Annotated in this window: 10 protein-coding genes and 1 pseudogene; 1 reads left to right on the forward strand and 10 read right to left on the reverse strand. The window is 63.6% G+C overall.

Features of this window, described 5'->3' with window-relative positions; all coding sequences use genetic code 11:
* Positions 1-37: 37 nt before the first annotated feature.
* Positions 38-646: a LemA family protein gene (locus K5E37_RS00005; RefSeq protein WP_007957897.1), complete on the reverse strand. Its 609-nt coding sequence runs from the start codon at positions 644-646 to the stop codon at positions 38-40.
* Positions 647-905: 259 nt separating this feature from the next.
* On the opposite strand from K5E37_RS00005, the gene bglX reads away from it, so the two are divergent.
* Complete coding sequence (gene bglX / locus K5E37_RS00010) at positions 906-3,197, forward strand: beta-glucosidase BglX (RefSeq protein ID WP_221532840.1); 2,292 nt, start codon at positions 906-908, stop codon at positions 3,195-3,197.
* 136 nt (positions 3,198-3,333) lie between these two features.
* On the opposite strand, the gene K5E37_RS00015 is transcribed toward bglX, so the two are convergent.
* The 9 genes and pseudogenes from K5E37_RS00015 to K5E37_RS00055 form a co-directional block, all read right to left on the reverse strand.
* Positions 3,334-4,491: a phosphatidylserine/phosphatidylglycerophosphate/cardiolipin synthase family protein gene (locus K5E37_RS00015; RefSeq protein WP_011332844.1), complete on the reverse strand. Its 1,158-nt coding sequence runs from the start codon at positions 4,489-4,491 to the stop codon at positions 3,334-3,336.
* 1 nt (position 4,492) lies between these two features.
* Positions 4,493-5,083, reverse strand: coding sequence for a YceI family protein (locus tag K5E37_RS00020; RefSeq protein ID WP_007957891.1), 591 nt, complete (start codon positions 5,081-5,083; stop codon positions 4,493-4,495).
* Between the two features lie 81 nt (positions 5,084-5,164).
* Positions 5,165-5,935: an IclR family transcriptional regulator gene (locus tag K5E37_RS00025; RefSeq protein WP_221532841.1), complete on the reverse strand. Its 771-nt coding sequence runs from the start codon at positions 5,933-5,935 to the stop codon at positions 5,165-5,167.
* Positions 5,936-5,994: 59 nt separating this feature from the next.
* Positions 5,995-7,452 carry an amidase gene (locus K5E37_RS00030; RefSeq protein ID WP_221532842.1) on the reverse strand — a complete coding sequence of 486 codons (1,458 nt, stop codon included), beginning with the start codon at positions 7,450-7,452 and terminating at the stop codon, positions 5,995-5,997.
* Positions 7,449-8,758: pseudogene (locus tag K5E37_RS00035) on the reverse strand (citrate-proton symporter). Before K5E37_RS00035 ends, K5E37_RS00030 begins: the two are co-directional and overlap by 4 nt.
* A 79-nt stretch (positions 8,759-8,837) precedes the next feature.
* Complete coding sequence (locus tag K5E37_RS00040) at positions 8,838-10,013, reverse strand: M20 aminoacylase family protein (protein ID WP_221532843.1); 1,176 nt, start codon at positions 10,011-10,013, stop codon at positions 8,838-8,840.
* 143 nt (positions 10,014-10,156) lie between these two features.
* Positions 10,157-10,459 (reverse strand): amidase, encoded by a 303-nt coding sequence (locus tag K5E37_RS00045; RefSeq protein ID WP_221532844.1) that lies wholly within the window; start codon positions 10,457-10,459, stop codon positions 10,157-10,159.
* Positions 10,456-11,535, reverse strand: coding sequence for a serine hydrolase (locus K5E37_RS00050; RefSeq protein ID WP_221532845.1), 1,080 nt, complete (start codon positions 11,533-11,535; stop codon positions 10,456-10,458). The genes K5E37_RS00045 and K5E37_RS00050 overlap by 4 nt, the downstream gene beginning before the upstream one ends.
* 31 nt (positions 11,536-11,566) lie before the next feature.
* Positions 11,567-12,472, reverse strand: coding sequence for an acyl-CoA dehydrogenase family protein (locus K5E37_RS00055; protein ID WP_221532846.1), 906 nt, complete (start codon positions 12,470-12,472; stop codon positions 11,567-11,569).
* Positions 12,473-12,519: the final 47 nt, after the last annotated feature.

Below are 12,519 nucleotides of genomic sequence, written 5' to 3' on the forward strand. Positions count from 1 at the left end.
CAGGCCCATCTTCAACACACGCATGGGCATCCCCGGCTCAGAACTTCACTTCCGGGGCCTTGTCCGCGCCGGGGCTGGTGGCTTCGAAGGTCTCGCGGATCGGCAGGTCGCTGTACATCACGCTGTGCCACAGGCGACCGGGAAAGGTGCGGATCTCGGTGTTGTACTTCTGCACTGCCAGAATGAAATCCCGTCGGGCCACGGCGATGCGGTTTTCCGTGCCCTCGAGTTGCGATTGCAGGGCGAGGAAGTTCTGGTTGGCCTTCAGGTCCGGATAACGTTCGGAGACCACCATCAAGCGGCTCAAGGCGCCGGTCAGTTGATCCTGGGCCTGCTGGAATTGCTTGAGTTTTTCCGGGTTGTCGAGGGTGCTGGCATCGACCTGGATCGACGTCGCCTTGGCCCGGGCCTCGATAACCGCCGTCAGAGTTTCCTCTTCATGCTTGGCATAGCCCTTCACGGTTTCCACCAGATTGGGGATCAGGTCGGCGCGCCGCTGGTACTGGTTCTGCACCTGGCCCCAGGCGGCCTTGGCCTGTTCGTCGAGGGTCGGGATGTTGTTGATGCCGCAAGCGGTCAACAACGTGGCCAGCACCAGCAAGGTGGCGACCTGCAAACGCGAGCGGTAGACAGGACTGACATTCATCGGACGGGTGCTCCCTTGCACATTTCATGAAAATTCGAGCGCGAAACCTTCTCGGTCGGCTCTTGGGGCATAATCGCCCGCGCCACTGGATTGCGGCGGGCCGATGGGCTAAAAAGAGGCCCTGCGCGATCACGCTGCTCGATCCGGCAGCGTTTATTCGGCGTCGTTTTTTGCGTCAACACCCGAACAACAATAGTCGCTCCCTAAATTTTGGCTGGCCGGCATTGCATTGCCGTTTGCGCCCTTGAGAAAACTATTCATGAAGAAGCTGTGTTTGCTGGGCCTGTTCGTCAGCCTGGCCAGTCATCAAGTACTGGCCGCCACGACCCCGGTACCCCTGGAAAACAAGGATGCGTTCATCAGTAACCTGATGAAACAAATGACCCTCGACGAGAAGATCGGCCAGTTGCGCCTGATCAGCATCGGCCCGGAAATGCCCCGCGAGCTGATCCGCAAAGAGATCGCCGCCGGCAACATCGGCGGCACGTTCAACTCGATCACCCGCCCGGAAAACCGTCCGATGCAGGACGCTGCGATGCGCAGCCGCCTGAAGATCCCGATGTTTTTCGCGTACGACGTGATCCACGGTCACCGTACGATTTTCCCGATTCCGCTGGCCCTGGCCTCGAGCTGGGACATGGACGCCATCGGCCAGTCCGGTCGCGTCGCTGCTAAAGAAGCTGCCGCCGACAGCCTCGACATCACCTTCGCGCCGATGGTCGACATCTCCCGCGACCCGCGCTGGGGCCGTAGCTCCGAAGGTTTCGGTGAAGACACCTACCTGACCTCGCGCATCGCCAAAGTCATGGTCAAGGCTTACCAAGGTGAAACCCCGAGCGCGGCCGACAGCATCATGGCCAGCGTCAAGCACTTCGCCCTGTACGGCGCGGTCGAAGGCGGTCGCGACTACAACACCGTCGACATGAGCCCGGTGAAGATGTACCAGGACTACCTGCCACCGTACCGCGCGGCAATCGATGCAGGCGCCGGCGGCGTGATGGTGGCGTTGAACTCGATCAACGGCATCCCGGCCACCGCCAACACCTGGCTGATGAACGCCCTGCTGCGCAAGGACTGGGGCTTCAAGGGCCTGGCGGTCAGCGACCACGGCGCGATCTTCGAACTGATCAAGCACGGCGTGGCCCGCGACGGTCGTGAAGCGGCGAAGCTGGCGATCAAGGCCGGCATCGACATGAGCATGAACGACACCCTGTACGGCAAAGAGCTGCCGGGGCTGCTCAAGTCCGGCGAGATCGAACAGAAAGACATCGACAACGCGGTGCGTGAAGTCCTCGCCGCCAAGTACGACATGGGCCTGTTCAAGGACCCGTACCTGCGCATCGGCAAGGCTGAAGACGATCCGGCCGACACCTACGCCGACAGCCGACTGCACCGCGCCGACGCCCGTGAAGTGGCGCGTCGCAGTCTGGTGCTGCTGAAGAACCAGAATGAAACCCTACCGCTGAAGAAAACCGCCAAAGTCGCATTGGTCGGTCCGCTGGCCAAGGCTCCTATCGACATGATGGGCAGTTGGGCCGCCGCCGGTCGTCCGGCGCAATCGGTGACCCTGTTCGACGGCATGAGCAATGTGATCGGCGACAAGGCGAACCTGATCTACGCCCGTGGCGCCAACATCACCAGCGACAAGAAGGTTCTCGACTACCTGAACTTCCTCAACTTCGACGCCCCGGAAGTGGTCGATGACCCGCGCCCGGCCAACGTGCTGATCGACGAAGCGGTGAAAGCCGCCAAGGACGCCGACATTGTGGTTGCAGCCGTGGGTGAATCCCGTGGCATGTCCCACGAATCGTCGAGCCGCACCGACCTGAACATCCCGGAAAACCAGCGCGAGCTGATCCGTGCCCTGAAAGCCACCGGCAAGCCGCTGGTGCTGGTGTTGATGAACGGCCGTCCGCTGACGATCCTCGAAGAGAAAGAACAGGCTGACGCGATTCTGGAAACCTGGTTCAGCGGCACCGAGGGCGGCAACGCCATCGCCGACGTGCTGTTCGGCGACTACAACCCGTCGGGCAAACTGCCGGTGACCTTCCCGCGTTCCGTGGGCCAGATCCCGACCTACTACAACCACCTGAGCATTGGCCGGCCGTTCACGCCGGGCAAACCGGGCAACTACACCTCGCAGTATTTCGATGACACCACCGGGCCGCTGTTCCCGTTCGGTTACGGCCTGAGTTACACCAACTTCAGTCTGACTGACATGGCGCTGTCCTCGACCACCCTGAACGCCACCGGCAAGCTCGACGCCAGTGTCATGGTCAAGAACACCGGCAAGCGTGACGGCGAAACCGTGGTGCAGCTGTACATCCAGGACGTCACCGGTTCGATGATCCGTCCGGTCAAGGAACTGAAGAACTTCCAGAAGATCATGCTCAAGGCTGGCGAGCAGAAAGTCGTGCACTTCACCATCACCGAAGATGACCTGAAGTTCTACAACGCCCAGCTCAAGTACGCGGCCGAGCCTGGCAAGTTCAACGTGCAGATCGGCCTGGATTCCCAGGACGTGACGCAGCAGAGCTTTGAGTTGCTGTAAGTAACACTGCGAAACCAATGTGGGAGCGGGCTTGCTCGCGAAGGCGGTGTATCAGCGACATCTGTGCTGAATGACACTCCGCCTTCGCGAGCAAGCCCGCTCCCACATTCGACTTATGGAATGCTCGGAATCAGAGTTATCCGCGTCTATCGAGCAAGTTGACCACCACCCGATCCACCCAGCCCCAGATCCGCTGCTTCACCCGCCGCCACAGTGGCCGTTTCCGCCATTCTTCCAGACTCACCTGCTGACTCAGGCCGAAGTCCTTCTCGAAACTCGCCGCCACTGCTGCCGTCAGTGACGGGTCCAGCGCTTCCAGATTCGCCTCAAGATTGAAGCGCAGATTCCAGTGATCGAAATTGCATGAACCGATGCTGACCCAATCGTCCACCAGCACCATTTTCAGGTGCAGGAAACACGGCTGGTATTCGTAGATTTTCACCCCGGCCTTGAGCAGGCGCGGGTAGTAGCGATGCCCCGCATAGCGCACCGACGGATGATCGGTGCGCGGCCCGGTCAGCAGCAGGCGCACGTCGAGACCTCGGGCGGCAGCCTTGCGCAGGGAGCGGCGGATTTTCCAGGTCGGCAGAAAGTACGGCGTGGCCAGCCAGATCCGTTTCTGGCCGCTGTTCAGCGCGCGGAACAACGATTGCAGAATGTCGCGGTGCTGGCGGGCGTCGGCGTAGGCCACGCGGCCCATGCCCTCGCCCGTGTCCGGCACGCGCGGCAGCCGTGGCAGGCCGAAATGCGCGTTGGGCCGCCAGGCCCGGCGATGGCGGTTGGCGATCCATTGGCGGTCGAACAGCAATTGCCAGTCGAGCACCAGCGGGCCGGTGATTTCCACCATGACCTCGTGCCATTCGCTGGTGTCGTGGCCCGGCGTCCAGAATTCGTCGGTGACCCCGGTGCCGCCGACCACCGCCAGACGCTGGTCGACCAGCAACAGCTTGCGGTGATCGCGATAGAAATTGCCGACCCAGCGCCGCCAGTTCAGCCGGTTGTAAAAACGCAGCTCGACCCCGGCACCGGTCAGCCGCCGGCGCAGCGTGAGGGTGAAGGCGAGGCTGCCGTAATCGTCGAACAGGCAACGCACCCGCACGCCCCGCTCCGCCGCCAGCACCAGCGCCTGCACGATGGTTTCGGCACAGGCGCCGGCTTCCACCAGATACAGCTCCAGTTCGATCTGCTCACGGGCGCGGGCAATCTCGTCGAGCATGCGCGGGAAGAATTGCGGGCCGTCGATCAACAGCTCGAAGCGGTTGCCATCACGCCACGGAAACACCGCGCCGCGCATGTCAGCGCGCCGTGAAAATCAGCACCGCACCCACCGGCACCGACAGACTGATGGCCGACAGGCCGGCCATGTTGCGCAGGCTTTCCAGACCCGGCAGCAGATCGAAATCCTCGGCGCTGATCACCAGCGGCTCCAGGGTCACCACTTGAAAGCGTCGGTCATCGAGGCGCGTGGCGAGCAGTTCGGCGGGGTATTCATGCTGTTTGCCGTGCAGATTGACGGTCAGCGGCAGGCGCAATTCAAGCTGCGCGCCGGGGGCCAGATCGTTGATCGGGCGCAGGTCGATTTGCGTAGTGATGGTCGCTTCGGGGAATTGCTCGATCTGGAACAACTCCTTGCGCATGCGCTCGTCGCGCAGCGGGATGCCGCTGTTGATCGAGTCCAGCTCGACTTCGACTTCGGCGCGGCCATCGGGATCGACCTTGCCGTGCAGCACCAGAAAGCGCTGCACTTCGGACACGTTGGCGTTTTTCGTGCTGACGAACGACAGCCGCGACGACTCGCCGTCCAGATACCAGTTGGCCTGGGCCGGCAGCGCAGCGGCGCCCAGCAGCAGGCCGGCGAAGGCGTTGCACAGAGAACGGTTGAACATTGAAGACTCGTGGGGCCGATAAACCTGCACGAACCTTAACTGGCCGTGGCGTTATTGCAAACTGTCAGTATCTGCAAACGCTCAGGCCAGTGCCTGCTGCACCTCGCCAATGGTCGACGCGAGGCTGTTGAGGTGCAGGCTCAGCACCCGCTCCACCGGCGCCTGATCCATCGGCCAGTGCAGCGCCATGCTGCCGACCAACCGCCCTTGGGCACGTATCGGCAACGCCACCGCGCGAATCAGGAACGGCAGGCGCACGGGGTATTCCCAGTAACCTTCGGTGCGCTGGCCGAAGCCCTGATGCAAGGCTTGCTCGGTGGCTTGCAATACACCGTCATCCGCCAACTGTTCGCGTTCGGCCAGACGTTTCACGTCCAGGCTGTCGAGTTCGCCGAGGCACGCGCGGCCCATCGCCGAATGGAACAGGCTCGCGTGATGGCCGACGATCTGGCAGTTAGTTGGATAGCGCTTGCGCAACACCTGCGGGATCGCGCTTTCCATCACTTCGACCCGTTCGCCGTCGAAGCAGGACAAGTCCGCCACCAGCCCGGTGCGCTCGCTGAGTTCGAGCAGCATCGGCGCGGCGCTTTCCACCAGATGGCGCTTGAAGCGTTGCTGGCGATCACCGAACAGGCGCTTGGCGCACAACCGGTAGCGGCGGTCGCTGAGGCCGCGATAGATCCAGCCCTGCTCCTGCAAGGTCGCGAGCATCCGCGACACCGTGGCCTTGGGCAGGGTCGTCAGGTAGTGCAATTCCTCCAGCCCCAGCGCCTGATGCTCGCCGAGCAACTCGACGATGGCCAGCGCCCGTTCGACCGAGCGCACGCTGCTGGTGTCTGCCTTGCTGCCCATGTGTTCGACCTCCATGGATGTGGATGAAAGATCACTTCGTGCAGCAAGATGCGGGCCGCTCAAGCCGATTGCAGGCATGCCGGCGGTCGCCGTTCGACCCAGCGGGTCAGCTGTTCATGGGCATAGGCCAGTTGCAGCACCGCCCGATCCGCCTGGGCCGGGCCGATGATTTGCAGGCCCATCGGCAGCCCGGCCGGGTTGAAACCGACCGGCACGCTGATGCTCGGCAGCCCCGCCAGGGTCGGGCCGATCACCACTTCCATCCAGCGGTGATAGGTGTCCATCGTTTGCCCGCCGACGACTCGCGGCCACGGTTGCTGTGCATCAAAAGGGAACACTTGGGCGGTGGGCAACAGCAGGAAATCGTAACGCTCGAACAACTCGCTCAACGCGCGATACCACTCGCTGCGCGCCACCGAAGCCTGATACACCTCGGCAGCGGTCAGACGCAAACCGCCCTCGATTTCCCATTGCGCTTCGGGTTTGAGCAGCGCCCGTTTTTGCGGATCGGCATAGGCCGCGCCGAGGCTGCCCTGCACCAGAAAATGCCGGTGGGTGAGCCAGGTCTGCCACAGGCGCCCCATGGAAAAGTCCGGCTGACAGGCCTCGACCTGACAGCCCAGCGCACTGAAATCCGCCAGCGCCGATTCGCACAGGCTCAACACGCCGTCGTCCATCGGCAGATAGCCGTTGTAGTCGCCGAGCCAGCCGAGGCGCAGACCGCTGCAGTCCTGTTGCAGATCCAGCCCGAAATCCCGTGGTTCATCGGCCAGCGACAGCGGCACGCGCGGATCGTAGCCGGCCTGGGTCGAAAGCAATCGCGCAACGTCGGTGACCGTGCGCCCCATCGGCCCTTCGGTGGCCAGTTGCTGGACGAACACTTCCGGCATCGGGCCATGGGGCACGCGGCCCTGGGACGGACGAAAGCCGAATACGTTGTTGAATGCCGCCGGGTTGCGCAGCGAGCCCATCATGTCGCTGCCGTCGGCCACCGGCAGCAGGCGCAGGGCCAGCGCCACCGCCGCCCCGCCGCTGCTGCCGCCGGCGATCAGGCCCGGATCGTAGGCGTTGGTGGTGGTGCCGAACACGCTGTTGTAGGTCTGCGAGCCAAGGCCGAATTCCGGGACGTTGCTCTTGCCGATGATGATCGCGCCGCAGTCGCGAACCCGCGCCACGCTGATCGCATCGTGCTGCGGCACTTGCTCGGCGAACAGCGGCGAGCCGAGGGTCGTGCGCAATCCGGCGGTGGCCGCCAGGTCTTTGATCGCCTGGGGCATACCGTGCATCCAGCCCCGGGATTCGCCGCGATCCAGTTGCCGGTCGCATTCTTCGGCCTCGCTCAGCAGCACGTCTTGCGGGCGCAGCGAGACCAGCGCGTTGACCGCCGGATTGAAGCGGTCGATGTGTGTCAGATACGCCTGCATCACCTCGCGGCACGACACCTTGCGAGCATGGATCGCCCGGGACAGCGCATCGGCGTCGAGGGCGACAATCGGATCAATGGCTAACGGACTCACGGTTTCACTCCCAGGTTGAGCGCAACGGATTTCTTTGCGCGTGGTGCCTCTTGCAAACAGTAAGTACCGAGCAGGGTCAGCAGGCAAGCGAACAAGACATAGAACGACGGCGCCACCGGGGTGTTCAGAACTTTACTCAGCCAGGTGACGATCAGCGGCGCGAAACCACCGAACACCATCACCGCCACGTTGTAGGCCACCGACACCCCGGTCGAGCGCACTTCAATCGGGAACTGCTCGGCCAGCGCTGTCGGGGCCGGGCCGAAGAACCCGCCAATCGCCGTGCATAGCAGCAGTTGCATCACCAGCAGGCGCTCGATCGACGGCGCCGCCGCGACCCACACATACAGCGGATAGACCATGACGAAAAACGCCAGGGTGAAGGCCATCAGCACCGGCCGCCGACCGAGGCGATCCGACAGTGCGCCGGAGAACGGAATCACCACAGTCATCAGCCCCACCGCGAGCATCTGCACCAGCAACACCTGATCCAGCGGCAGGCCGAGGTTCTTGTGGGCGAAGGTCGGCATGTTCACCAGCACCACGTAGAACGACACCGTCGCCCCGCACGCCAACCCCATCGACACCAGCAGGCTGCGGCGATGTTCACGCAACACCTGCCACAGGCCGGGGGCTGCGCCTTTGGCTTTCTTGCGCGCTTCGAGAAATTCCTCCGGTTCTTCCATGTGTTTACGAATCCACAGGCCCACCGGGCCGATCAACAGGCCGAGCACGAACGGAATCCGCCAGCCCCAACTGTCAGCGCCTCGGGGGAAAACAGGTGCGTGACCAGCGCTACCATCGCTGCGCCGCTGAACACCGCCAGGCATTGCCCGACCAGTTGCCACGAACCGTACAAGCCCTTGCGATGGGCTGGCGCGCTCTCCACCAGAAACGCCGTGGCGCTGGCGTATTCACCGCCCGTGGCAAAACCCTGAAGCATCCGCGCCACCACGATCAGCAGCGGCGCGCCCATGCCGATGGCGGCGTAGTTCGGCGCGAACGCAATCAGGGCGATGGACACAGTCATCAGGCGGATGATCATCTGCATCGCCGCTTTGCGCCCTTTGCGGTCGGAGTAGATGCCGAGCAGGATGCCGCCCACCGGGCGCATGAAAAAGCCGACGCCGAAAGTCGCCAGCGCCATCAGCAGCGAGGCGTAGTCGTCGTCGGACGGGAAAAATTGCCGGGCGATGATGCTCGCCAGAAAGCCGTAAACGATGAAGTCGTACCATTCCAGGGCATTGCCGATGACGGCGGCGACCACTTGCCGGGTGCGCGAAACGCCTGCGTTCGAAGTCTGCATGGGGATTCTCCAGAAGCTGTTGGTTGACCACGCAGGCGCGTGCGCACCTGCGTTCCAGCGGCAGCAAAAAGTGAAGAAATCAGGCCGGCTTGAGCCAGCTCTCGGTGAGCGCGCCCCAATACGCCGCGCCGGTCAGCAGGATGTCATCGTTGAAGTCGTACGCCGGGTTATGCACCATCGGCCGCGCCACGCCGTTGCCGATGAACAGGTAGGCGCCGGGGCAGCGCTGGAGCATCCAGGCGAAGTCTTCGCTGCCCATCAGCTTGGGTGTGTTGCCATCGACGGCGTCGGTGCCGACCAGTTCGACGCCGACCTGACGGGCGAACTCGGTTTCAGCGGCGTGGTTGACCAGCACCGGGTAGGCCGGGCGGTGTTCGATGGTCGAGGTGCAGCCGAAGCTTTCGGCCTGGGCTTCGATGATCGAGCGCACGCGATTGAGGGTCTGTTCGCGAACCTCGGCATTCAGCGCACGCAGGCTCAGGCGCAGGATCGCCTGTTGCGGAATCACGTTCGCCGCTTCGCCGGCCTGCAACGCGCCGACCGTTACCACCGCTGCCTGCTGCGCGTCGATGTTGCGCGCGACCACGGTTTGCAAAGCCATCACCACACTGGCCGCAGCGACCAGCGGATCCACCGCCAGATGCGGCATCGAGCCGTGGCCGCCGACGCCTTCAATCGTCACCGTGAGCAGATCCTGCGAAGCCATCATCGGCCCTTCGCGAAAGCCCAGATGCCCCGCCGGCAGGCCCGGCATGTTGTGCATGCCGAACAGCGCATCGCACGGAAAGCGTTCGAGCAGGCCATCGGCGAGCATCGCTTCAGCCCCGCCCTGGCCCTCTTCGGCGGGCTGGAAAATCAGCGTCAGGGTGCCGTCGAACTGACGGGTCGCGGCCAGATAACGCGCCGCGCCGAGCAGCATCGCGGTATGCCCGTCGTGGCCGCAGGCGTGCATGCAGCCTTGATGACGGCTGCTGTAGGCGACGCCGGTGTTCTCGATGATCGGCAGCGCATCCATGTCGGCCCGCAGCCCGAGTTTGCGTGTGCTGCTGCCGTTGCGCAGCACGCCGACCACGCCGGTCTTGCCGACGCCGGTGTGGACTTCATAGCCCCACTCTTCGAGCGACCGGGCGACCAGCGTCGAGGTGCGGCTTTCTTCGAAACCGAGTTCAGGGTGGGCGTGAATGTCCTGGCGGGTGGCGTGCAGGTCGCTGGCCACGTCGTTGAGCCAGGCCAGAATGTGCTGATGTCGGGGCATGACGGTTCTCCTCGCGCGGGTGTTCCCGGTCTTGTTGTTCGGTGTTGTTTCACGACACGTGAACGGCAGGTCGTGCTCACCGCCAGATAACCGCGAGACACGCGAGAGGACAATCGAATGTGGTTCCACAGGGTGGAACCGGATCAGGGTTGCAGGCGACAGCCCTGGCGTTCGCCTTGCCACCGGGCGCTGTTGCTGCGTCCCAGGCCGCTGGCGGTGACGATTTTTTGCGTGCGGTCATCGGTCAGTTCGCTGGGCAGCCACTGCTTCACGTAGCCCCGGCAATATTCGGCGTCGTTGTTCATCACGTAGCGGCACGAACAATATTCCTTGGCGGTGTAGGCGCTGATGATGTCGGGGAAGGCCCACAGGTTTTCGCGCTCGTGCCAGCCCCAGCCCAGCAACACGATCAATAGCACCAGCAGGATGCGTCTGAGCAGTTTCATGGCCGCACCGCCCCGAGCACGCGCTTGAGCAATTCGTTGTGGCGATAGCTGCCGTCGCGGTCATCGGCGTAGCGCACGATCACCAGTTTTTCGCTCGGGATCACGTACAACGCCTGGCCCCAATGACCGAGGGCGGCGAAGGTGTCGGGCGGTGCTTCGGGCCATGGCGGCGGCGCGCCGTCTGCCGGGCGATTGAGCCACCACTGGCCGCCGGGTACGGCTTCGTCCTGATGGGCCTTGTAGCCGGCGAAGGGTTGGCGGTTGAAGGCGACCCAGTCCTTGGGCAGCAATTGCCGGTCGTTCCAGCGCCCGTCCCGTTCCATCAACAGGCCGATTCGCGCCAGATTCCGGGCCGTCATATAAGCGTAGGAAGAGGCGACGAAGGTGCCAGTGGCATCGGTTTCCCACGTGGCATGGCGGATGCCCAAGGGATCGAAAAGTGCTGTCCACGGATAGTCCGGATAACGTTGCGGGCCGACGATGGTTTTCAATGCGGCGGCCAACAGATTGCTGTCGCCGCTGGAATAGCGGAACGCCTGCCCCGCTGGTGCGTAGCTGTCGTGGTCGGCGGTGAAGGCGGCCATGTCGCGGTGACCACGGGTGTAGAGCATCGCCACCACCGAGGATTTCAGCGGGGCGTATTCGTAGTCTTCCTGCCAGTCGATGCCGGAGGCCCAGTGCAGCAGATCCTGGATCGTGATGGCCGGGTGTTTTTCCAGCGCCGGGTAGAACGTCGCGGCCGGGTCATCGAGCTTGAACAGGCCTTCGCCGTAGGCCACGCCGAGTACCGTGGCCATCAGGCTTTTGCTGATCGACCAGGTCAGGTGCGGGGTGTCGGCATTGGTCGCGGCGGCGTAGCGTTCGTAGATGAGCTGGCCGTCACGGATCACCAGCAAGGCGTCGGTGCGGATGCCTTTTCGGGTGCTGTCATCGCGGGTCGGGAAGGCGTAGGCCTCCAGTGCATCGACGGCTGGGCCGGCAATCTTCGGGCCGGTCGGCCACTGCTCGCCCGGCCATTGTTCGGCCTGAACCGTGAAGCTGATCAGCAGCAGAAACAGAGACAGGCCTTTGAACATGGTGAGGGCTCTGGGGATGAACCTGACAAGACTAGCCGGCGTTCATGACAGATGTGTTTTGACTTGCCGCCAACGCCTTGGCCAGTCGTTTGGCCCGCGCGCCAGCCGCCAGTTGCATGACCGATTGATCGCGCTGCCACATCGCCGCCCACTCAGGATTGCCGTCGCGCAGTGCCTGATCGACTTCCGCTTTGAGCCCGTCGAACTGCGCAAACAATCCGCCGAGCAACACATGCCCCGCCGGATTGTTCGGTGGCTGGCGACTAACTTCCGCACATCCGGCCAACAGCGCCAGCAAACGCAATTGCAGCGGCTGCGGCCAGCCGCTGTCCTGACCGACGCCGTATAACCACGCGGTCATCGCGCTGAGCACATAAACGTCCTCAAGGGTGCGGAACGGTTTGACGTAGGCATCCCAGCCATCCCCCGCGAGCAACTCGCACAACGCATCGTCGAGATGCAGCCGACCATGGCTGATGTCCGGCATCAACGGCAGCGCCGGCAGTTTTTCCACCCGCACGCCGGGTTCGCCGGGGTACACCACCGCCAGACTCAGGCGCGGCGATTCGCCCGGTTGTTCACTGCGCGCGGCGATCAGAAGCCAGTCCGCCGCATCGCCGGCGGTGACGAAATCCTTTTGTCCAGTGAGACGCAGATCCGTGAGCCGGGTCTGCATGTCCGCCGGGCGCAGGCTGCGCTGCTCGGTCGCACACAACGCACCGAGGCTTGGCGGCGCGCTCGGCCAAAGCATGCGCAACGCCGCCTGATACCCCACCAGAAACGCCAGCCCCGGCGTCGCCATTCGCCGCCCTCCGGCCACCGCCAGTTCGAACGGCGTCACGCTGCCCAGTTGGTGCAGCAACGTGGCGAAACCCTCCGCCAAGTCGGCAACAGCGGGCAGGCGTTCGCGGCATTCAAGCAGGGTCGACCAGGTCATCAGAGGCTCCTCGTGGGCTGTCATATAAGCATCACCAAACATTCATG

This window comes from Pseudomonas sp. RIT778, from assembly GCF_019718735.1.
Lineage (GTDB): Bacteria > Pseudomonadota > Gammaproteobacteria > Pseudomonadales > Pseudomonadaceae > Aquipseudomonas > Aquipseudomonas aphyarum.

Bases quoted from the DNA above. Each gene is read 5' to 3' on its own strand.
- K5E37_RS00005 (WP_007957897.1), bottom strand. From the start codon at position 646: ATGAATGTCAGTCCTGTCTACCGCTCGCGTTTGCAGGTCGCCACCTTG.
- bglX (WP_221532840.1), top strand. From the start codon at position 906: ATGAAGAAGCTGTGTTTGCTGGGCCTGTTCGTCAGCCTGGCCAGTCAT.
- K5E37_RS00015 (WP_011332844.1), bottom strand. From the start codon at position 4,491: ATGCGCGGCGCGGTGTTTCCGTGGCGTGATGGCAACCGCTTCGAGCTG.
- K5E37_RS00020 (WP_007957891.1), bottom strand. From the start codon at position 5,083: ATGTTCAACCGTTCTCTGTGCAACGCCTTCGCCGGCCTGCTGCTGGGC.
- K5E37_RS00025 (WP_221532841.1), bottom strand. From the start codon at position 5,935: ATGGGCAGCAAGGCAGACACCAGCAGCGTGCGCTCGGTCGAACGGGCG.
- K5E37_RS00040 (WP_221532843.1), bottom strand. From the start codon at position 10,013: ATGCCCCGACATCAGCACATTCTGGCCTGGCTCAACGACGTGGCCAGC.
- K5E37_RS00045 (WP_221532844.1), bottom strand. From the start codon at position 10,459: ATGAAACTGCTCAGACGCATCCTGCTGGTGCTATTGATCGTGTTGCTG.
- K5E37_RS00050 (WP_221532845.1), bottom strand. From the start codon at position 11,535: ATGTTCAAAGGCCTGTCTCTGTTTCTGCTGCTGATCAGCTTCACGGTT.
- K5E37_RS00055 (WP_221532846.1), bottom strand. From the start codon at position 12,472: ATGACCTGGTCGACCCTGCTTGAATGCCGCGAACGCCTGCCCGCTGTT.